The sequence below is a fragment of the Rahnella rivi genome (genome assembly GCF_019049655.1).
GTDB lineage: Bacteria > Pseudomonadota > Gammaproteobacteria > Enterobacterales > Enterobacteriaceae > Rahnella > Rahnella rivi.
This window is the reverse complement of sequence record NZ_JAFMOX010000065.1, coordinates 13,531-34,085: the sequence shown is the minus strand read 5'-3', so window position 1 is coordinate 34,085 and position 20,555 is coordinate 13,531. Positions and strand designations below refer to the sequence as shown.

The window sequence follows — 20,555 nt, the reverse complement described above, 5'->3', positions numbered from 1 at the left end:
AATGCCCGACCGCTGATGCTGACCATGCAAAGCATGTGGCCAGGCGGGTTAAGTGGATGTACTGCCTTTCAGCTTTTTTGTTGTCAAACGACGATAAAAAAACGCTGGGCAATGGGTGATACAGCACGCAAAGCGTTTCTGTATAGCGCTATTTTTGTTAACAAAAGCGGTGCAATATGCAAGTTGTTATTATGCGTCACGGTGATGCGGTTCTTGAAGCTGCAAGCGACTCGGTTCGCCCGTTAAGCGAATGCGGATGTGACGAATCAGTACATATGGCAGCCTGGCTCAATGGCCGTGGCGTCAAAATTGATCGCGTTCTGGTCAGTCCGTATCTGCGTGCGCAGCAGACGCTTGAAAAAGTGCGGCTGAGCCTGGCGCTGCCAGACAACGTTGAAATCGATACGCTGAAAGAACTGACGCCGGGCGGCGATCCCGCACTGGTGGCCAGCGAGTTGCAACATCTGGCGCTGACCGGTGTGAATGCCGTGCTGGTGGTGTCTCACTTGCCGCTGGTGGGCTATCTGGTCGCGGAACTGTGTCCGGGTCTGTGCCCGCCAATGTTTGCCACTTCCGCGATGGCCAGTGTGGAACTGAATGGTGAAACCGGGCAGGGCACTTTCGAGTGGCAATTTAGTCCGTGCCAGGTGATGGCGAAGGTTTAATTTTCCGGGATGGAAAAGTAAACAAAAGAAAGGCACAGCCGTGTGAACGCGCTGTGCCTTTCTGCTTTCTGTGTTTCGCCAGCCGGGGTTAGCTGATTTTGTCATCCAGCTCAATCAGCACCAGCAGCGAGGCGGTGCCGCCGAACTCTTTCGGCGCCTGATGAAATGCCTCGACGTCAGGGTGTTGCGCCAGCCACAGCGGCGTTTGCTGCTTGAGAATATGCTTGCCGTGCCCGTGCATCACGCAGGCACAATGGACGTGTTCGCGGCGACAGGCGGCAATCAGCGCGCCCAATTCCTGCTTGGCTTCCATTTGCGTTAACCCGTGCAAATCGAGAAACAGTTCGGGGGAATAATCCCCGCGGCGTAATTTTTTCAATTCAAAATGGCTGACATCAGGCCGGACATGACGTACCGGACCCTCTTCCTGCAACATCGGCTGGAATTCATCAGAAAAATAATAGCTTGCGTCCACCTGCTCCTGCAGCAGCTTTTGAGGCGACATTTGCGTCACTTTTTTTCGCCGTGGCGGATGGGTAATCGTGTCATTTTTCAGGCGCTTGACGCCGGGAACGGCCTCGCGAAATATCGCGGCTTCTTCCGGGCTCAGCAGGTGCTTTTTCTTCATTTTCGGGTCGTCTTTTTCGCACAATGCCGACAGTGTACCTGCGGGCGACCTGTGGTTTAAAGAAAACTCAGGGTTAAATTCTTCGAGACATCGCGCAAGTGCGTTGACTAGCTGCTGATTTGTGACGGGCTTCGTGGCAAACTATGCGGCAAATTATGGGTTAAACGTCTGTTAAAAACCCGTGCATGCCTGGAGAATAAAATTGGACAAAATTTTCGTCGACGAAGCGGTCAGTGAACTGCATACCATTCAGGATATGTTGCGCTGGACCGTCAGCCGCCTGAACGCAGCCAATGTCTATTACGGTCACGGCACCGATAACCCGTGGGACGAAGCGGTGCAACTGGTGTTACCGAGCGTGTTTTTGCCGCTGGATATCCCTGAAGATATGCACACTGCGCGTCTGACCTCCAGTGAGCGTCACCGCATCGTGGAGCGCGTGATCCGCCGCGTCAATGAGCGTGTGCCTGTGGCTTACCTGACCAACAAAGCCTGGTTCTGTGACATGGAGTTTTATGTCGATGAGCGCGTTCTGGTGCCACGCTCGCCGATTGGTGAGCTGATTACACACCGCTTCTCCGGCATTCTGCACGAGAAACCTGAGCATATTCTTGATATGTGCACCGGCAGCGGCTGTATTGCTATCGCCTGTGCCTATGCGTTTCCGGAAACCGAAGTGGATGCGGTGGATATCTCTGCCGATGCGCTGGCCGTGGCTGAACGCAATATTGATACGCACGGCATCGAGAACTGGGTCACGCCGATCCGTTCTGATCTGTTCCGCGAATTACCGCCGCTGCAATACGATCTGATCGTCACTAATCCGCCGTATGTGGATGAAGAAGACATGTCTGATTTGCCACAGGAATACCGCCACGAACCTGTGCTGGGCCTGGCTTCAGGCACTGACGGCCTGAAACTGACCCGTCGTATTCTGGCCTGTGCGCCGGATTACCTGACGGACAACGGCGTGCTGATTTGTGAAGTAGGAAACAGCATGGTACATCTGATGGAACAATATCCTGAGATCCCGTTCACCTGGCTGGAGTTTGAAAACGGCGGTGATGGCGTCTTTATGCTGACCAAACAGCAGCTCGTTGAATGCGCCGAATACTTCACCGGCTACCGTGACTAATGACTTCTCATGACCGGCCTTTCGCCGGTCATTCCAGCATCAAACATCAACATAATGGTAAGGAGCCGTGATGGCAGGGAACAGTATTGGGCAGTTTTTCCGCGTCACCACGTTTGGCGAATCCCACGGTGTGGCACTGGGCTGTATTATTGACGGCGTGCCGCCGGGTATTGCGCTGACCGAAGCAGATCTGCAACACGATCTCGACAGGCGTCGCCCTGGCACCTCGCGTTACACCACGCAGCGCCGCGAAGCCGACGAAGTGAAAATTTTGTCCGGCGTGTTCGAAGGCGTGACCACCGGCACCAGCATCGGCCTGATCATCCAGAATACCGATCAGCGCTCGCAGGATTACAGCGCCATCAAGGACGTGTTCCGTCCGGGACATGCGGATTACACCTACGAACAAAAATACGGCGTGCGCGATTATCGTGGCGGTGGCCGTTCTTCTGCCCGCGAAACCGCCATGCGCGTGGCCGCAGGTGCCGTGGCGAAGAAATATCTGCTGGAAAAATTCGGCGTGAAGGTGCGCGGGTATATGTCCCAGATGGGCGATATCACCTGCGAACTGAAAGACTGGGATCTGGTCGAAACCAACCCGTTCTTCTGCCCGGATGAAAGCAAGCTCGAAGCACTGGACGAACTGATGCGCGCGCTGAAAAAAGAAGGCGATTCCATCGGTGCCAAAATTACCGTTGTGGCAGATCACGTACCGGTCGGCCTGGGCGAGCCGGTGTTTGACCGTCTGGATGCTGATCTGGCGCATGCGCTGATGAGCATCAACGCGGTGAAAGGCGTGGAAATTGGCGACGGGTTTGCCGTGGTTAATAAACGCGGCAGCGAAAACCGTGACGAAATTACGCCGACCGGTTTCGAAAGCAATCATGCGGGCGGTATTCTCGGCGGGATCAGCAGCGGCCAGCCGGTGGTTGCCCATCTGGCGCTGAAACCTACGTCCAGCATCACCGTTCCGGGGCGCACCATCAACCTTGAAGGCGAGCAGGTCGAGATGATCACCAAAGGGCGTCATGATCCGTGCGTCGGCATCCGTGCTGTACCCATTGCGGAAGCGATGATGGCGATTGTGCTGATGGATCACTTACTGCGTCAGCGCGCTCAGAACGGCGACGTTCATTCCACCGTGCCACGCTGGTAATCATTCGATGAAACTTTTACGCCCTGTTCCTGCGTTGAAAGCCGCCTGCGCCAGTTTTCTGGTGCTCGCGCTTTGCGCGCCTGCTCTGGCGGCAACGCCGTGGCAGAAAATTACCCAACCGATTTCCGGCGCGCCTCAGGCCATAGGCAGCTACGCCAACGGATGCCAGATTGGTGCGCAACCACTGCCGCTCAATTCACCGGATTATCAGGTGATGCGAACCGATCAGCGCCGCTATTTCGGGCAGCCGGATTTGCTGGCGTTTATCACCCGTCTGGGCACTCAGGCGCGTGAAAAAGGCCTGGGCACCATGCTGGTCGGCGATATGGCGATGCCCGCGGGCGGACGTTTCAGCAGCGGTCACGCCAGCCATCAGTCCGGGCTGGATGTGGATATCTGGCTGCAACTGCCGCGTCAGCGCTGGAGCGAACAGATGCTGCTCAAACCGCAGCCTATCGATCTGGTCAGTGCTAACGGTAAATCCGTTGTGCCAGGCCAGTGGCAGCCGCGGATAGAAACGCTGATCAAGATGGCCGCGAAGGATAAAGAGGTGGTACGCATTTTCGTCAACCCGGCGATCAAGCAACAGCTTTGCATCGATGCGGGAACCGATCGTGAATGGCTGCACAAAGTGCGTCCGTGGTTCGGCCATCGTGCGCATATGCATGTGCGCCTGAGCTGCCCCGCCGGAAGCCTGGAATGCGACAATCAGGCACCACCTCCTCCGGGAGATGGCTGTGGCGCTGAGCTGCAAAGCTGGTTCCTGCCGCCAAAACCGGGAAGTGGCACTTCAGTGAAAAGCGAGCCGCCTCCGTTGCCGCCAACCTGTCAGGCGCTGCTGGATAAACATGTTGGTCAGCTTTAACTGGCCTGTACGATTTTGACTTCATCTTGCTGAGTGAAATGAATGGACTGGCTGATCGTTGCACCGTGGGTATTAATCGTCTTATTTTTCGTTGCACTGTTTGCCGGTTTCATTGATTCCATTGCCGGGGGCGGCGGGCTTATCAGCCTGCCCGCACTGCTGGCGGCGGGGGTTTCCCCCGCGCAGGCCATTGCCACCAACAAGCTGTCATCCATTGGCGGATCTTTTTCCGCCAGCCTCTATTTTGTGCGGCGCGGGGTGGTGGATCTCAACGATCAAAAGCTCAATATCGCCTGCACCTTTGTCGGTTCGGTGATTGGTGCGATCCTGATTCAGCATCTGCGCGCCGACATGCTGCGTCAGATTCTGCCTCTGCTGATTATCTGCATTGGGTTGTATTTCCTGCTGACGCCCCGCCTGGGCGAAAGCGATCGCGCCAGACGCCTGAATGCGTTGCCGTATGCGCTGGTCGGCGGCGGTTGTGTCGGTTTTTATGATGGATTTTTCGGCCCCGGTGCGGGCTCGTTCTACGCGCTGGGTTTTGTGACTTTATGTGGGTTTAACCTCGCTAAAGCCACGGCGCACGCAAAAGTCCTGAATTTCACCTCCAACTTCGGCGGCCTGCTGTTCTTCATACTCGGCGGCAAAGTGGTGTGGGTGCTGGGATTTGTGATGATGGCCGGGCAGTTTATCGGTGCGCGTCTTGGTGCGCGGATGGTGCTCAGCAAAGGGCAGAAGATGATCCGCCCGATGGTGGTGACCGTGTCCGTGGTGATGAGTTGCAAGCTGATTTACGACAATCACGGTACCGAAATCATGCACTGGCTAAGTCTGCATTTATAATTTTACCAGCAGCAGAATGCTTGCCCGAAGTCATGAAATACGCCATTCAATCAGGGGTATATTGTCGCCCCTGATCTTACTTTAACGAGTTTCACAGCAATTATGTCTGATTCGACTGCAACACATAACTATCATCAATTGATCGACATTTTTGATTCCTGCTTCTTTGAGGAATTTAACGTGCGCCTGATTAAAGGCGATGACGAGCCGATCTATCTGCCTGCGGATGAGCAGGAGCCGTTTAACCGCATCGTTTTTGCCCACGGTTATTACGCCAGCGGAATGCATGAAATCTCTCACTGGTGCGTCGCGGGTGCTGAACGCCACAAACTGGTGGATTTCGGTTACTGGTACTGCCCGGACGGCCGTGATGCCCAGACGCAGAGCGAGTTTGAGAAAGTCGAAATCAAACCGCAATCCTATGAATGGTTGTTCTGCGCGGCAGCGGGTTTTGCGTTTAACGTCAGTTGCGACAACCTGAGCGGCGATTGCGAGCCCGACCGCGTCGGTTTCCAGAATAAAGTGCGTGCAGAAGTGCTGCGTATGCTGGAGCAGGGCATCCCGGAAAGACCTTCGCGCTTTATTAAAGCGTTACAATCGTTTTACAATACCGCCCCTTTGACGCCTGCAGACTTCCCTGCGTTGCAGCCGATCGAATAAAAGACTCAATACCGGACACGAGAGGAAGAGTAATGATCGCAGAATTTGAAACGCGGATTTTAACGCTGATTGACGACATGGTCGAAAGCGCCAGCGACGACGAACTGTTTGCCAGTGGCTATCTGCGGGGCCATCTGACGGTCGCGGTAGCAGAAGCGGAAGAGAACGGTGAACACACCGCCGAAGCGCTGAAAATTCGTGTTCAGGACGGACTGGATAAGGCTATCCGCGCCGGTGAATTATCGCCGCGCGATCAGGCACTGGTTCAGGGCATGTGGGAAAATCTCTATCAGGCTTCCTTGCCACAATAATCCCCTTTCAGTAAAAAAAAGCGCAGCCAGGGTGAACCGGCTGCGCTTTTTTATTTACCCAAAGTCAGGTCTGAAAACCTGCTTAATGTGATTCCACCGGGCGGCCTTTCAGCAATTTTCTGACCCACATGCGGTTCGGATTGAGGGCCGCCAGCGTTTCGCTGTCGAGCGGCAGCGGTTCACCGGCAATCTGCGCCGCCAGTATTTCTGCCCCGAGCGGCGCAGAACTCAGCCCGCGTGAACCGAGCGCACCAAACAGAAACAGATTTTCATACACAGGCGCAGGCGCTACCGGGCGGTGGCGTTTAATGTCGAGATCTAACGTCTGATAACTCTCCAGCAGCGCATCATAATCAGCCACCGAGCCGATCATCGGCAGATGGTCTCGGGTCGCGCAGCGCACGCCGTTTCGCGCTTCGCCTTCACTGACATCCACGTCATGCGGCCATTGCTGATCCGGCAGACACCTGATGAGACGCTGGCGGTTTTCCTGCTGGTCGCCGTCACGGTAATCCGTGCATTTGTCGGCGCGGTGATAGCTTGCACCAATGCAATGGTGATGATTCTGCGGGCTGACCGGCGTCATGTAGCCGTCATAACACAACACCTGCGTCAGTTTGCTCAGCGCCGGTGTGGTCGGAATATGCGACACCTGGCCGCTGACGGCATAAACCGGCAGTTTTTCTGTCTGACTGAAATCAGTAATGTCTGCGCCGTTCGCCAGAACAACACCCTGATGTCGGGCGACATGGCCGTTAGCAAAGGTCAGCGCCCATTGCGAACCGGCGTCAAATTCTAATGCAGTCACGCGCTGGCAATAATGCACCGTTAAGCCCTGGGTTTCGGCAAGAGAAATCAGCGACGCGGTCAGTTCTGCCGGGCACAGCCACGCGCCGAGCGGATAGGTCACGCCGCCGCTGCCGCACGGTAATCCGCACAACGCTTCCACGTCTTCTTCACTCAGCCCTTTTGCCAGTTCTTCCGGCCAGCCGCCTTTGAGTATGCCATCAATTTTGCCCTGACTTTTTTCGTCATAACCGAGCTGCGTCACGCCGCTCCAGCCGTGGTCGAAAGGCACATTCAGCGTTTCAAGCTGCGCGTACTGGCGGCGGGCAAAGGTGAAGGCCTGGGCGAAAAAGTTTTCCAGCGTATCGCCACGGCCATTAAGCAACGGATAAACCGCGCCCTGACGGTTGCCGGAGGCCCCGAGCGCCGGTTTTTCATCGGCGCAGTACAGCGTGACCGCATAGCCACGGCGCAAAAGTGCCAGTGAAAGCACGGCGCTGGCAACGCCGCCGCCTAAAACTGCAAACTCTGTGGCATTTTTCGCCGCAGGACGTAAATACCACGGGGCAGGATGAGGAACATCAATTTCTGCCGGTAAAACACCGGATAACATATGGCGCTTTTCACCGAAGCCCGGCACTTTGCTGATGTCAAAACCGGCTTCCTGCAGGCCACGGCGGACTATGCCCGCGACGGTGAAAGTGGCAAAGGTCCCTTGCGGACGGGTCATTTTTGCCATGGCGTGGAAGAGCTCAGGTGTCCACATGTCCGGGTTTTTCGAGGGCGCAAAGCCGTCGAGGAACCAGGCATCGACCTGCTGATTCATACTGGTGTCACATGCCGGAAGCAGGGTAGTCACGTCACCGAACCACAGGTCGAGCGTGATACGCCCACCGGCCAGCAGCAAACGGTGGCATCCGGCAAAGGGCATCGGCCATTGTTCGCAGAGTTCGGCGGAGTAGTCGACAAGTTCCGGCCATTGTGCATGGGCAGCGATAAGGTCGCGGGCGGACAGCGGAAATTTTTCGTAGCTGATGAAATGCAGCCGTTGCAGGGTGGCCTCAGGGTTCTCAGAGTGGAACGCCTCGAAGGTCTGCCACAACGTCAGGAAATTCAGTCCGGTACCGAATCCGGTTTCCGCAATGATGCAAAGCGGGCGCGGGTGATCGGCAAAACGTGCCGGAAAATGATTGCCATTCAGGAAGACATGGCGTGTTTCCAGTAAGCCGTCCTGATTGGAAAAGTAGACGTCATCAAAATGTCGGGAAACAGGTGTACCCTGTTCGTTCCAGCTTAATTCAGCGGGTGTGATCGGGTTATGGCTCACGTGAAACTCTCTCAGTTCAAGGCGATGCCGGAGTTTACGCCTGCGTTTGACCCCGCGCAAATTTACCACGATTTACACAAGGAATTGCTGATCGGACTTGTTCGGCGTACAACTGTACGCTAGAGTGCGTGACGAAATCCCGAATGGTGAATAGTACAAGAGGTATTAAATGAAACGTGCAGTGATTACTGGCCTGGGTATCATCTCGAGCATCGGTAACAACAAGCAGGAAGTTCTTGCATCTCTGCAAGAGGGTCGCTCTGGGATCACCTTCTCGCAAGAGCTGAAAGATGCCGGCATGCGTAGTCACGTCTGGGGTGATGTCAAATTAGACACCGCAGGCCTTATCGATCGTAAGATTGTGCGTTTCATGAGTGATGCCTCGATCTACGCTTACCTTTCCATGCAACAGGCGATTGAAGATTCCGGTCTGACCCCTGAAATGGTGTCCAACGACCGCACCGGCCTTATCGCCGGTTCCGGCGGCGGTTCTCCGCGCAACCAGGTTGCGGGTTCCGACGGTATGCGTGCCAAAGGCCTGAAAGGCGTTGGCCCTTACATGGTGACCAAAGCGATGGCGTCCGGTGTTTCAGCCTGTCTGGCGACCCCGTTCAAAATCCGTGGCGTGAACTACTCCATCAGTTCTGCCTGCGCAACCTCTGCTCACTGCATTGGTAACGCGTTAGAAATGATTCAGCTTGGCAAACAGGACGTGGTCTTTGCCGGTGGCGGCGAAGAGCTGTGCTGGGAAATGGCCTGTGAATTCGATGCAATGGGCGCGCTGTCTACCCGTTACAACGAAACCCCTGAAAAAGCCTCCCGTACTTACGATCAGAACCGTGACGGTTTTGTTATCGCAGGCGGCGGCGGTATGGTTGTCGTGGAAGAGCTGGAACACGCTCTGGCTCGTGGCGCGCACATCTACGCAGAAATCGTTGGCTACGGCGCAACGTCTGACGGCGCAGACATGGTGGCTCCATCCGGTGAAGGCGCTGTGCGTTGCATGAAAATGGCAATGAACGGCGTGGATACGCCTATCGATTACGTTAACGTGCACGGGACTTCTACTCCGGTCGGCGACGTGAAAGAGCTGGGTGCGATCCGTGAAGTGTTCGGCGATAAAACGCCAGCGCTTTCTTCCACCAAAGCCATGACCGGTCACTCTCTGGGTGCCGCAGGCGTTCAGGAAGCGATTTACACCCTGCTGATGGCCGAGCACGGCTTCATCGCGCCAAGCATCAACATCGAAGACCTCGATGAGAAAGCGGAAGGCATGGATATCATCACTAAGCCAACTCAGCGCGAGCTGACGACCGTGATGTCCAACAGCTTCGGTTTCGGCGGCACTAACGCCACGCTGGTTATGCGCAAGATGAAAAACGACAAATAATTCCTGTCGTTAAGCACTAAAAAAAGCCCGTTTAACACGGGCTTTTTTACGTCTGTTGTTTATCCCTCCTGTTATCCCTCAACAATTCAGGTACAATTTCGCCGCTTCTTATTTTCACTTTGTTGACATAATGCTCTCACTCCGACACATCAATCATCGACATCTGCGCTTCCCGGCCTGGCTTGGGATCCTGGCGATCCTGATGTTGTTTATTGCTCCGGTGATTTCTAAATCACAGGGGGTTGAGGGTGCGCAGCACACAATGATGCCGGGAATGGTGATGTCCGACATGGACATGCCAGAGGGTGAGATGGCTGGCATGATGATGCCTGACCACCATGACTCGCCGGAACATTGTCAGAAGCTATCCTGTCAGTCTGCGCCGAAAGATATCGCCAAAAGGATGATGTTCGGTGACATGAGCGATGCCGCCTGCGGTTATTGCGTGTTGCTGGTGCATCTGCCGATGCTCGATTTACAGGCCATGCCGATGCTGTGGTCGCGGGCTTATTCCGGCCGCGCGCCTTCGCGTTCAGTAATACAACGTCTCTTTCCTTCGCTGTTCTTCACTGATTCCCAACCCCGCGCGCCTCCTCATTTTCTTTAGCTTTTTCTCTTCACATGAAAATTATCGACATAACGGCGCTTAACCCGCGTAACCGTTGTGTGTTTGCTATGGAAAATTCAGGAAATCTGATTGATGAGCCAGCCTGCTGTTTCTCAAAAAATGACGGTCAAAGCCGCATCTCTTGCGCTGCTCAAGCGCATACACTTTTATATCGGCCTGTTCGTCGGCCCGTTTATTTTTGTCGCTGCACTGACCGGCACGCTGTATGTCCTCACGCCGCAGTTTGAAAACTATCTGTACGCCGATGCGCTGTTCACCTCTTCTCAGGGGGAAGCGCAGCCGCTGTCGCAACAAATTGATGCTGCCGTGAAGGTGGCCGGTCCGGATCCTAAAATTTACGCCGTCCGCCCTGCGCCTCATGAGGGCGATACCACGCGGGTGATGTTCTCCGATCCGCAACTGGGTGCTTCCAAAAGCCGCGCCATCTTTATCGACCCCGCCACGCTGGGGGTTAAAGGCGATATGACGGTGTACGGCACCAGCGGGATTTTACCGTTTCGCACCTGGCTGGATGATTTACATCGCGGCCTGCTGCTGGGCGATGCCGGACGGTTTTACAGTGAGCTTGCGGCTTCCTGGCTATGGGTTGCGGCAATCGGCGGCATAATCCTGTGGCTGACCGGCCGCCCGAAACGCCGCTCGCCCCGAAAACTGAGCGAAAAAGTGGCGAAGCAGGAGCGCAGCCGTCGCTGGCACAGCACGCTGGGGCTGGCGCTGATGGCCGGTTTGCTGTTTTTCTCGGCCACGGGTCTGACCTGGTCGCAGTGGGCAGGGGATAATATTGGCGTGCTGCGCGCGCACATGGGCTGGCTGACGCCTACGGTGAACACGGCCTTAGAGGCTGACGCTCCGGCCGCGCCCGCTGACGAGCACGCTGAGCATCACGCCACCATGGCGGATATGCCGGGCATGGAGATGTCTGGTCATGCGATGCACGAGAAACCTGAAACCGTGCCGGTCACCCCCGATACCTTTGATACTGTCGTTCAGGCCGCGCGGGCGTCAGGGATCGGGGCGAATAAAATTGAAATCCGCCCGGCCTATACCCCCGGTAAAGCCTGGACGGTGACCGAAGTCGATCGCAGCTGGCCGACGCAGGTCGATGCCGTTTCTATCGATCCGACCTCCCTGCGGATTGTCGATCACGTGCGTTTTGCCGATTTCCCTTTGCTGGCGAAACTGACCCGCTGGGGCGTGGACGCCCATATGGGTATTCTGTTTGGCCTGTGGAATCAGGTGATTCTGGCGGTGTTTGGTACCGGGCTTTGCGTGATGATTGCCTGGGGATATCGTCTGTGGTGGCTGCGCAGAAACGTGAGCAGCGGCGGGGTAAACCCGGTGATCACGCTGATGCAAACCTGGAAATCGGTGCCTTTCAGCCTGCAATGCCCACTCTTTTTGATCACACTCGGGCTTGCGGTTTCGTTGCCGGTGATGGGCGTCAGCCTGGTCATTTTCCTGCTGATTGATATCGCCCGCTGGGCAACCTCTGAGCGCAGGGTGTACCGCACCCGTAACCTGAACTAATCTTAAATTTCCGGTGGTGCTGATGCGATGCACCACCGGCATTACTCTCCTTCCTCTGAATCTTATTTTTTCATTTTCATATATCACACTGATAAAACTGATTTTTATATTTGTGATAATTAACCATTTATTTAAATTATCGCGCTATTTATTACGCCCGCCAAAAACTCTACTAGTCTTATTCTTGCATCAGAAAAGTCCGAAGAATGTCTTTGTTTTATTCAATATTTCCTTTGTAAATTAATGCATTACTTTATGTAGGGGTTTGTTCATGGCTATTGAATCAGATGATCACAAAGTGGGGTTAATTCCGGTCACCCTGATGGTGTCCGGGAATATCATGGGCTCGGGAGTTTTCCTCCTGCCGGCCAACCTGGCGTCCACTGGCGGGGTAGCGATATATGGCTGGCTGGTGACGATTATTGGCGCGCTGGCGCTGTCGATGGTGTACGCCAAAATGTCATCGCTTGATGACAGTGCAGGGGGCTCCTACGCCTATGCGCGCAGGGCATTTGGCCCCTATCTGGGTTATCAAACCAACCTGCTTTACTGGCTGGCGTGCTGGGTCGGTAACATCGCGATGGTGGTGATCGGCGTTGGTTATCTCAGCTACTTCTTCCCTATTTTAAAAGAGCCGCTGGTTCTGACCTTCACCTGCGTTGCCGTGCTGTGGTTGTTCGTCATTCTCAACATTGTCGGTGCGAAGATGATCACCCGTGTTCAGGCCGTCGCGACGGTGCTGGCGCTGATCCCGATTCTGGCGATCGCCATTTTTGGCTGGTTCTGGTTCAAAAGTGATACTTACATGGAGGCCTGGAACGTCAGTGGAAAAAGCACCTTTGGCGCGATTCAAAGCACCCTGAGTGTGACGTTGTGGTCATTTATCGGCGTAGAAAGCGCCTCGGTCGCGGCGGCGGTGGTGAAAAACCCGAAACGCAACGTGCCGATTGCCACCATCGGCGGCGTGCTGATTGCTGCGGTCTGTTACGTGCTCTCGACCACCGCGATCATGGGCATGATCCCGAATGCGGCGCTGCGCCTCTCCACGTCGCCGTTCGGTGATGCCGCAAGGATGGCAATGGGCGAAACGGCAGGGGCCATCGTCACCTTCTGCGCCGCTGCGGGGTGTCTGGGCTCACTCGGTGGCTGGACGTTACTTGCCAGCCAGACCGCAAAAGCCGCCGCCGATGACGGATTGTTCCCGCCGATATTTGCCAAGGTCAACAAAGAGGGGGTGCCGGTCAAAGGTCTTATCGTGCTCGGTATCCTGATGACTATCTTCCAGGTATCGACCATTTCTCCGGATGCCACGGAACAGTTCGCCCTGGTTTCCTCGGTTTCCGTCATTTTCACCTTAGTGCCGTATCTGTATACCTGCGCCGCGCTGATGCTGGTCGGGCATGGTCATCTGGGCAACCGCACCGGAATGTACAGCTTTATTACGCTGATCGCCTTTGTGTATTGCGTATGGGCCGTGGTCGGCTCCGGCGCGGAAGAGGTGATGTGGTCATTCATCGCGCTGATGGTGATTACCGCGCTGTACAGCTTCAACTATAACCGTCGTCATAAAAACCCGTATCCGTTGGGCAAACCGCTTGAACTGGACTGACCGTTTTTAGCTCCCTGACATTTTGAAATTCAAGAGGAAAGGAAAGGTTATGATCGATTTAAGTCGCCATAAAAAACGTAAAGTGCTGGTGGTTGACAGCAATATTTCCGAGGTTAATACCGCAAACGGTCGCGCCGTGCGCGAACTTATCGAAGCGCTGGAAGACACCAACCTGACGGTGATCCCCGCCGTCACCTTTGAAGACGGCATCGCGACCATCACGTCTGATGCCTCTATCTGCTGCGTGTTTGTCGACTGGACCTCCGGCGGCAACGACGATGTTTCGCACAGTCAGGCGTTTGCGCTGCTGCAGGAGATCCGCCGCCGCAACAAAGGCGTGCCGGTGCTGCTGATGGCAGAGCACTCCTGTATCGACACCCTGACCCTCGACACCATGAAAATGGTCAACGAATTTGTGTGGATGCACGAGGACACCGCAGAGTTTATCGCGGCGCGCTCCGTTGCCCTGATCGATAAATATTATGACCAGCTGTTGCCGCCGTTCACCAAAGCATTGTTTCACTACACCAAATATTCTCCGGAATATTCGTGGGCGGCACCCGGTCATCAGGGCGGTGTCGCCTTTACCAAAACAGCGGTAGGGCGCGAGTTTCTCGATTTCTTTGGTGAAAACCTGTTCCGCACCGATACCGGTATCGAGCGCGGTGCGCTGGGTTCGTTACTCGATCACAGCGGTCCGATTAAAGAATCTGAAACCTACGCCGCACGGGTCTTCGGCTCGCACCAGAGTTACTCGGTGCTTAACGGCACATCGGGCTCTAACCGCGCGATCATGACGGCGGTGGTAGGCGATGGTCAGTTCGCGCTGTGTGACCGTAACTGCCATAAGTCGATCGAGCAGGGGCTGGTAATGACCGGCGGTATACCGGTCTTTTTCATCCCGACGCGCAACCGCTTTGGCATCATCGGGCCGATCCCCAAATCGCAGTTTATGGCCGAGTCCATCCAGCAGAAAATGGATGAACATCCGCTGAAAAAACTCGCCTCAGATCCGAAACCGGTTTATGCCGTCGTCACCAACTGTACTTACGACGGCATGTGCTACAACGCCAAACAGGCGCAGGATTTACTGGCGAAGAGCGTCGATAATATTCACTTCGATGAAGCCTGGTATGCCTATGCACGCTTTAATCCGTTCTACCGCGATCGTTACGCCATGCGCGGTAATCCGGCCGATCATGACCCTGAAGGCCCGACGGTTTTCGCCACGCACTCCACCCACAAACTGCTGGCCGCACTTTCTCAGGCTTCTTACATCCACATCCGTAACGGTAAAAAACCGGTGGAGCATTCGCGCTTCAACGAGTCCTACATGTTGCAGGCCACCACGTCGCCGTTGTACGCCATTATTGCCGCCAATGAAGTGGGCGCGGCGATGATGGACGGAAAGCAGGGCGAATCGCTGACTCAGGAAGTGATCAACGAAGCGGTCGATTTCCGCATGGCGCTGGCAAAAGTTCATGCAGCGTTCTCCGCTCAGGGCGAATGGTTCTTCTCGCCGTGGAATGCGCCAGACGTGCTGGATGTGAAAACCGGTAAAAAAATTCCGTTCATTAATGCCTCCAAAGAACAACTGACGACAGACCCGTCTTGCTGGGTGCTCAGACCGGGCGAAAGCTGGCACGGTTTTGATCAGCTCGACGACGACTGGTGCATGCTCGACCCGATCAAAGCCGGTATTCTGGCGCCGGGCATGGGTGACGACGGCAAGATGCTGGAAAACGGCATTCCTGCGGCGATGGTGACGGCATTCCTTTCTCAGCACGGCATTGTCCCTTCGCGCACCACCGATTTTATGGTGCTGTGTCTGTTTTCGGTCGGCGTGACCAAAGGCAAGTGGGGCACACTGATCAACGTTCTGCTGGAGTTCAAACAGCATTACGACGACAACAGCCCGCTGACGCTGTGCCTGCCGGATCTGGCCTCCTCCAACGCCGCGCGCTATGCCGGTATGGGGCTGAAAGATCTCTGCGACGAGATGTTCGCCTACATGAAAACCAGCCAGATGGACAAACTGCAGTCCGACGCTTTCGGCAAGATCCCGACACCGGTCAAACTGCCGCGCGCTGCGTTTCAGGACCATATGGCCGGGCGCTGTGAGCATCTGACCCTCGACAAGCTGGCCGGTCGCGTCTCCGCGGTCGGCGTGATCCCTTATCCACCGGGGATCCCTATCGTCATGCCGGGTGAAAGTTTCGGTGCCAAAAACGACCCGTGGCTGAGTTATATTCGCAGCATCGCGCAATGGGGCGAGAAATTCCCCGGCTTCGAAAAAGAACTCGAAGGGGCAGAGTTCAAAGACGGCCAGTACCACATCTGGGTGCTGAAAGAGTAGCGTCTGTTTTTTCACCGGCAAGCGGAAAGTGGTATGAGATAAAAGCATTGCGGGATACGCCGCAACCCGATGACGAGGCTCTGTATGAGCCTCGTTTTTTTTGCGCGACATCCCGGAGAAATCATTTTTGCGCTGGCAGGAGAGAATTTCTTCGGGTAACGTCAGCGCATCTTGTTCAGCGAAGAATAACCATGTTGATAGCAGCGTTCTGCACAGTCGTTAAACCTTTTTTACGTGACAGATTTTTGCATCTGTTAATTCTGCTTGGCGTCATTCTGACCGTGTTCCAGCCGGAGAAAATCACTCAGTTTCCGCAGTTTGTTGACTGGAACACCATCGTCACGTTGCTCGGTTTACTGATGCTGACCAAAGGCGTGGAGGTCAGCGGCTATTTTGATTTTGTGGGCCGTAAGATGATTAACGCCATCGACAATGAGCGGTGGCTGGCCCTGTTTCTGGTGATGGCCGCGGCGGTGCTTTCAACGTTTATGACCAATGACGTTGCGCTGTTCATCGTGATACCGCTGACGATTACGTTAAAAAAACTGACATCGCTGCCGGTGACCCGGCTGATCATTTTCGAAGCGCTGGCGGTGAATGCCGGATCCCTGCTCACGCCTATCGGCAATCCGCAAAACATCCTGTTGTGGAATAAGTCCGGGCAGTCATTTTTGCATTTTATCGGGCAGATGGCGCCGCTGGCGCTGGTGACGCTGGCTGCATTGTTGCTGGTGACGTGGTTTTGTTTTCCGTCGCACAGCCTGAAAAAGCTTGAAAGTAATCAGGGATATCCTTTCCGTAAACGGCTGCTTTTCAGCTGCGCAGTGCTGTATGTGGTGTTCATCGCCTGTGTGGATCTGGGGCTGGCACTTTACGGTTTACTGGCCGTGATTGCGTGCTTCCTGTTGCTGGCACGCAACGTTTTGCTGCGTATCGACTGGCCGCTGATTCTGGTGTTTATCGTGATGTTTATTGATGTGCGTTTGCTGGTCGGGCTGAATGCTTTGCAGCCCGCGTTTACCCACATCCACAGTTTGCCCGATTACGGACATTACCTGCTGAGCATCGGGCTTTCACAGGTGATCAGCAACGTGCCTGCGACGATCCTGATGATCAACTATCTGCCGTCCGGCCCGCTGCTGGCCTACGCCGTTAACGCGGGGGGCTTCGGGCTGGCAATAGGTTCGCTTGCCAATCTGATTGCCCTGCGTATGGCGAATGACAAAAAGATCTGGCTCAAATTTCATTACTACTCTTTCCCGTTCCTGCTGTTCAGCGGGCTGGCGGGGTGGTGGCTGCTGCCGCTGCTGGCGAAGTAACGGCAACGTTGATTGACGCCAGCCGGTTGACGGCTGCCGTGATTTCCGCAGGCGTCAGTGCGGAGAATCCCAGCAACCAGCCGTCCTGATGCCGGGCGGCAGAGCCTGGCACATCCAGAAATAACGGCGATAAGCGGGGTGTTTCCACCCCGGCGTGTGCAGCAAGCTTACTCAGGTGTGACTCCTGACCGGCAGGAAGGCGGGCAGCAAGCTGTAAACCGCCAGCGGCAACCTGCGGTGTCAGCCAGCTGATTTTTTGCTTAATGTGTTCAAGCAGATGATCACGACGGCTGTGGTACAGCTGGCGGGAAAAACGCAGGTGGGCGGCGAAATGCCCCGTTTGCATGAATTCAGCGGTCACCGCCTGCATCAGCTGTGAAGAGTGTCCGTCATTCACCGTGCGCATCGTGACCATTGGCCCGACGAGAGCTGGCGGCAGCACGGCGTAGGCCAGCCGCAAAGAAGGGAATAAAACCTTCGAAAACGTGCCGAGATAAATGACCTGCTGATATTTATCCAGCCCCTGCATGGCCGGAAGAGGGCGTCCGTCGTAATGCAGCTCGCTGTCGTAGTCGTCCTCAATGATCCAGCTGCCGTGACGCTTTGCGTAGTCAAGCAGATGCAGGCGGCGCGGCAAACTCAGGCTGACGCCGGTCGGGTAATGGTGTGACGGCGTCAGATACATCAGGCGCGGCACGGGTAAATTCGCCGCCGGCGCGATCCCTTCACCGTCAACCGCAACGGCACAAATATCCGCACCCGCACTGGCAAACGCGTTGCGCGCACCCGGATAACCGGGCTGTTCCAGCCAGACACAATCGGCCGGATCGATAAGCAGCATCGCCAGTAATTGCAGCGCCTGCTGCGAACTGGTGGTGATCAGGATCTGTTCTGCCGAACACACCACGCCGCGCGATTGTTGCAGATAGCTGGCGATGGCTTCGCGTAAGGGTAAATAGCCCTGCGGATCGCCATAACCCAGCAGACGCTCGCCGTGAACGCGCAATTGCCTGGCGGTCAGCTGTTTCCAGGTTTTGAGCGGGAATGCGCGCAGATCGGGCGAACCGGCGGCAAAAGCCAGCGGGAATTGCGGATCGCGGCACCCGCCGGTTGCCAAAATGGTTTGTCCACGTGCTGACAGTCTCGGGGGGCTTACGGCAATTATGGCCTGTTTGCGCGGTGCTGCGGGGCGGGGAAGGGATGCGCTGACAAAGGTGCCTTTTCCCGTTTGGCGATACAGATAACCTTCCGCTTCTGTCTGGGCATACGCCGCTTCCACGGTGATGCGGGACAGGTTCAGATCAGCGGCCAGCAGGCGGGATGACGGTAATCTCTCCCCGGCAATCAGCGCACCGCTGTGAATGGCGCTGCGCAGTGCGGCACACAGGCGGTCGCGCAGCCCGGCAGGCGCTGCCTGACCCCGCTCAGCGGTATCTCCGAACAAAGTGATCAAGGCGGAAGGCCGATCCGTTTTGGGCATAATGGGTCTTATCATATGGCTGAAATTGGCATCAATAATAAGACCAAAATTGGTGATGATGGAACGGCTTTCAACAAAGAAAATCTCACAGGAGAAGATATGTCGCATTCATCGTATGTTCTGGCTTTTGAGCCACCGTCACCGGAAGTCAGCGCTGCATATTTGCTGTCAAAACTGAGTTTTTACACCGACGCAGCCGATGTGGCCGCAGATTTGCAAAATGGCGTCACCGGTATTGTGGTTATTGATACCCGTTCTGCTGAATATTATGTACGCGGGCACGTGCCGGGGGCGGTGAGTTTTCCACATAAACTGATGACCGCTGAGAGCACGGCTGCCCTCAGTAAAGAGGTGGTGTATGTGACTTATTGTGACGGGATTGGCTGTAACGGTTCTACACAGGGCGCATACAAGCTGGCTAAGCTCGGATTTCGGGTAAAAGAGATGATTGGCGGGCTGGATTTCTGGATCCGCGACCGGCATCCGCTGGCAACGGGCGAGGAACGGGGAGACTATTCCCGTCACGTCGCCCCGCAAGATTGTGGCTGTGCCTGAGTGATGAACCTTTGCAGGTTCAGGAGCGAAGCGGGCTTAAAACAGTGCCCAGAGTAAAAGCACAATCACCACAAAGGCGATAAACAGCAGCGGCTTGCCGCCGAGCGCCTGCATGGAAGGCGGCAACATCGCAACAAGCGGATTCATGATCGGCTGGGGATCGGTACGCGTCGTGGTAGTGAAGTGATCATCAATCTCTTCACTGCGCGGCGTGCGATCCACGCGCTGGCTGAACAGTACGCCAATCAGGTCATTCACCTGCACCGGCGTGAGGGGCGATGATAACGTCGCGTTGAAGCGGTTTTCCACGTATTCGGTGAGCTGGCGAATTTCCTGCGTTGTGGCGGGTTGTTTAAGCACGCTCAGCAGGGTCGTCAGCGTCGGTGGCGTTGTTTGCTGGCTCAGTGAGGCTTTCACCTGCATAAACTGGCTCAGCAGCTGGAAGTGTTTCGCCGGTATGGCATCGCCGACTTTGACGCCCACCAGATTGAACAGCTCCTGCCACACTTTCACCGGCGCTTCACCGGTGGCCGCACTGAGACGGGTGACCAGTTGTTGCAGGTTATTGTGTTCGGCAGGCAGCAAGGGACGATCGGTGACCGGTGTTTGCTGCGGCTGCGGAATATTCATCTGGCGTGTCTGAATGAGATCCAGCACCTGTTGCAACTGCGGATGGGTCAGCTGGCTGAGCACGGTGTGGCCAAAACTTTGACGGATGAAATCGCTGACCGCCTGACGATTGTTGCCCTGCGGCAGCAGCTCGGTCAGTTGCAGCATCAGCTGGCGCGAAGCGTGGCTGTCCTGTGCCTGCGTCAGTTTTCCCTGCAGCAGCGTCTGCGCCTGGGGAAATTGCGACGAGGTGATCTCTGCGTCGTGCGGTAAAGCGAGGTCGTGGCGCAGGTTGGCCCAGATCTCCGCAGATTTAATCGGCGTCAGCGCCATCAGCTTTACGATCAGCTTTTCCAGCGTGGTTCGCTGCGCCGGGGTTAATGGCAGTTCGCCACCCGATTGAGCAGGAACGGTCTGACCCTGAGGCTGTGTTCTGTTGTCGCCAACCGGCATGCCCGGGCCGCTCAAAGGTTGCATATCACCGTCCTTCGCTGGAAATTAAAACGTCGCCTGAACCTGGAAGAAAAGTCAAAGCGCGGCGCAAGAGCGCAGAAGCGCCTCATCATACCTGCAAAGTTTATTAATCGACACCGTGAATGGCAGGCTGATGACTATTCTTAGAAATATTATTTATCAAAACGGGCGTTAAAAACGTCTGGCGTGGCGCGAAAGCGAAAAATCAGTCACTGCTCTGCTGATTTTCGCG

General features: G+C 55.5%; 18 protein-coding genes. 14 read left to right on the top strand and 4 right to left on the bottom strand.

Annotated features, from left to right (window positions below):
• Positions 1–176: 176 nt before the first annotated feature.
• Positions 177–665, top strand: a complete 489-nt coding sequence (sixA, locus tag J1779_RS19390) for a phosphohistidine phosphatase SixA (protein ID WP_056782111.1) — start codon at positions 177–179, stop codon at positions 663–665.
• Between the two features lie 88 nt (positions 666–753).
• Here the strand turns inward: sixA and smrB are convergent, their stop codons facing one another.
• Complete coding sequence (gene smrB, locus J1779_RS19385; protein WP_056782366.1) at positions 754–1,293, bottom strand: endonuclease SmrB; 540 nt, start codon at positions 1,291–1,293, stop codon at positions 754–756.
• Between the two features lie 202 nt (positions 1,294–1,495).
• Here smrB and prmB point away from each other — a divergent pair, with 202 nt between their 5' ends.
• The 6 genes from prmB to J1779_RS19355 all read left to right on the top strand — a co-directional run bounded on the left by prmB (position 1,496) and on the right by J1779_RS19355 (position 6,263).
• Positions 1,496–2,428 (top strand): 50S ribosomal protein L3 N(5)-glutamine methyltransferase, encoded by a 933-nt coding sequence (gene prmB, locus J1779_RS19380; protein ID WP_056782114.1) that lies wholly within the window; start codon positions 1,496–1,498, stop codon positions 2,426–2,428.
• Positions 2,429–2,498: 70 nt separating this feature from the next.
• Complete coding sequence (gene aroC / locus J1779_RS19375; protein ID WP_217204540.1) at positions 2,499–3,584, top strand: chorismate synthase; 1,086 nt, start codon at positions 2,499–2,501, stop codon at positions 3,582–3,584.
• Between the two features lie 7 nt (positions 3,585–3,591).
• Positions 3,592–4,449, top strand: a complete 858-nt coding sequence (gene mepA, locus J1779_RS19370; protein WP_217204539.1) for a penicillin-insensitive murein endopeptidase — start codon at positions 3,592–3,594, stop codon at positions 4,447–4,449.
• Between the two features lie 42 nt (positions 4,450–4,491).
• Positions 4,492–5,292 (top strand): sulfite exporter TauE/SafE family protein, encoded by an 801-nt coding sequence (locus J1779_RS19365; protein WP_056782123.1) that lies wholly within the window; start codon positions 4,492–4,494, stop codon positions 5,290–5,292.
• Between the two features lie 102 nt (positions 5,293–5,394).
• Entirely contained in the window at positions 5,395–5,952 is a 558-nt protein-coding gene (locus tag J1779_RS19360; RefSeq protein ID WP_056782125.1) for an elongation factor P hydroxylase, read from the top strand.
• 32 nt (positions 5,953–5,984) lie between these two features.
• Positions 5,985–6,263, top strand: coding sequence for a YfcL family protein (locus J1779_RS19355; protein ID WP_056782127.1), 279 nt, complete (start codon positions 5,985–5,987; stop codon positions 6,261–6,263).
• 82 nt (positions 6,264–6,345) lie between these two features.
• Here the strand turns inward: J1779_RS19355 and mnmC are convergent, their stop codons facing one another.
• The gene (gene mnmC / locus J1779_RS19350; protein ID WP_217204538.1) at positions 6,346–8,376 is read right to left on the bottom strand and encodes a bifunctional tRNA (5-methylaminomethyl-2-thiouridine)(34)-methyltransferase MnmC2/FAD-dependent 5-carboxymethylaminomethyl-2-thiouridine(34) oxidoreductase MnmC1; all 2,031 of its coding nucleotides are present in this window, start codon (positions 8,374–8,376) and stop codon (positions 6,346–6,348) included.
• 169 nt (positions 8,377–8,545) lie between these two features.
• Here mnmC and fabB point away from each other — a divergent pair, with 169 nt between their 5' ends.
• From fabB to J1779_RS19320, 6 genes are all read left to right on the top strand, one after another.
• On the top strand, positions 8,546–9,766 hold the full coding sequence (gene fabB, locus J1779_RS19345; protein ID WP_056782131.1) for a beta-ketoacyl-ACP synthase I: 1,221 nt from the start codon (positions 8,546–8,548) through the stop codon (positions 9,764–9,766).
• Between the two features lie 130 nt (positions 9,767–9,896).
• A complete protein-coding gene (locus J1779_RS19340) occupies positions 9,897–10,373 on the top strand; it encodes a DUF2946 domain-containing protein (RefSeq protein ID WP_122097606.1) in 477 nt (158 codons plus the stop codon).
• Positions 10,374–10,466: 93 nt separating this feature from the next.
• Positions 10,467–11,921 (top strand): PepSY-associated TM helix domain-containing protein, encoded by a 1,455-nt coding sequence (locus J1779_RS19335; protein WP_217204537.1) that lies wholly within the window; start codon positions 10,467–10,469, stop codon positions 11,919–11,921.
• A gap of 271 nt (positions 11,922–12,192) precedes the next feature.
• The gene (gene adiC / locus J1779_RS19330; RefSeq protein ID WP_056782139.1) at positions 12,193–13,530 is read left to right on the top strand and encodes an arginine/agmatine antiporter; all 1,338 of its coding nucleotides are present in this window, start codon (positions 12,193–12,195) and stop codon (positions 13,528–13,530) included.
• Positions 13,531–13,579: 49 nt separating this feature from the next.
• Positions 13,580–15,886: an Orn/Lys/Arg family decarboxylase gene (locus tag J1779_RS19325; RefSeq protein WP_056782141.1), complete on the top strand. Its 2,307-nt coding sequence runs from the start codon at positions 13,580–13,582 to the stop codon at positions 15,884–15,886.
• Between the two features lie 191 nt (positions 15,887–16,077).
• Positions 16,078–17,205, top strand: a complete 1,128-nt coding sequence (locus tag J1779_RS19320; RefSeq protein ID WP_217204536.1) for an SLC13 family permease — start codon at positions 16,078–16,080, stop codon at positions 17,203–17,205.
• Here J1779_RS19320 and pdxR read toward each other — a convergent pair.
• Positions 17,159–18,793, bottom strand: coding sequence for a MocR-like pyridoxine biosynthesis transcription factor PdxR (gene pdxR / locus J1779_RS19315; protein ID WP_238485224.1), 1,635 nt, complete (start codon positions 18,791–18,793; stop codon positions 17,159–17,161). The genes J1779_RS19320 and pdxR overlap by 47 nt on opposite strands.
• Between pdxR and J1779_RS19310 the strand changes: the two genes are divergently transcribed.
• Positions 18,785–19,240 carry a rhodanese-like domain-containing protein gene (locus J1779_RS19310; RefSeq protein ID WP_183847786.1) on the top strand — a complete coding sequence of 152 codons (456 nt, stop codon included), beginning with the start codon at positions 18,785–18,787 and terminating at the stop codon, positions 19,238–19,240. The two genes, pdxR and J1779_RS19310, sit on opposite strands and share 9 nt — an antisense overlap.
• A gap of 36 nt (positions 19,241–19,276) precedes the next feature.
• On the opposite strand, the gene flk is transcribed toward J1779_RS19310, so the two are convergent.
• On the bottom strand, positions 19,277–20,326 hold the full coding sequence (flk, locus tag J1779_RS19305) for a flagella biosynthesis regulator Flk (RefSeq protein ID WP_122097525.1): 1,050 nt from the start codon (positions 20,324–20,326) through the stop codon (positions 19,277–19,279).
• Positions 20,327–20,555: the final 229 nt, after the last annotated feature.

What these genes read in the sequence shown, in the direction of transcription:
- fabB (WP_056782131.1), top strand. Translation starts at nt 8,546, where the DNA reads ATGAAACGTGCAGTGATTACTGGCCTGGGTATCATCTCGAGCATCGGT.
- smrB (WP_056782366.1), bottom strand. Translation starts at nt 1,293, where the DNA reads ATGAAGAAAAAGCACCTGCTGAGCCCGGAAGAAGCCGCGATATTTCGC.
- flk (WP_122097525.1), bottom strand. Translation starts at nt 20,326, where the DNA reads ATGCAACCTTTGAGCGGCCCGGGCATGCCGGTTGGCGACAACAGAACA.
- pdxR (WP_238485224.1), bottom strand. Translation starts at nt 18,793, where the DNA reads ATGCGACATATCTTCTCCTGTGAGATTTTCTTTGTTGAAAGCCGTTCC.
- J1779_RS19340 (WP_122097606.1), top strand. Translation starts at nt 9,897, where the DNA reads ATGCTCTCACTCCGACACATCAATCATCGACATCTGCGCTTCCCGGCC.
- J1779_RS19355 (WP_056782127.1), top strand. Translation starts at nt 5,985, where the DNA reads ATGATCGCAGAATTTGAAACGCGGATTTTAACGCTGATTGACGACATG.
- J1779_RS19310 (WP_183847786.1), top strand. Translation starts at nt 18,785, where the DNA reads ATGTCGCATTCATCGTATGTTCTGGCTTTTGAGCCACCGTCACCGGAA.
- J1779_RS19325 (WP_056782141.1), top strand. Translation starts at nt 13,580, where the DNA reads ATGATCGATTTAAGTCGCCATAAAAAACGTAAAGTGCTGGTGGTTGAC.
- sixA (WP_056782111.1), top strand. Translation starts at nt 177, where the DNA reads ATGCAAGTTGTTATTATGCGTCACGGTGATGCGGTTCTTGAAGCTGCA.
- J1779_RS19365 (WP_056782123.1), top strand. Translation starts at nt 4,492, where the DNA reads ATGGACTGGCTGATCGTTGCACCGTGGGTATTAATCGTCTTATTTTTC.
- J1779_RS19360 (WP_056782125.1), top strand. Translation starts at nt 5,395, where the DNA reads ATGTCTGATTCGACTGCAACACATAACTATCATCAATTGATCGACATT.
- adiC (WP_056782139.1), top strand. Translation starts at nt 12,193, where the DNA reads ATGGCTATTGAATCAGATGATCACAAAGTGGGGTTAATTCCGGTCACC.
- J1779_RS19320 (WP_217204536.1), top strand. Translation starts at nt 16,078, where the DNA reads ATGTTGATAGCAGCGTTCTGCACAGTCGTTAAACCTTTTTTACGTGAC.
- J1779_RS19335 (WP_217204537.1), top strand. Translation starts at nt 10,467, where the DNA reads ATGAGCCAGCCTGCTGTTTCTCAAAAAATGACGGTCAAAGCCGCATCT.
- mepA (WP_217204539.1), top strand. Translation starts at nt 3,592, where the DNA reads ATGAAACTTTTACGCCCTGTTCCTGCGTTGAAAGCCGCCTGCGCCAGT.
- aroC (WP_217204540.1), top strand. Translation starts at nt 2,499, where the DNA reads ATGGCAGGGAACAGTATTGGGCAGTTTTTCCGCGTCACCACGTTTGGC.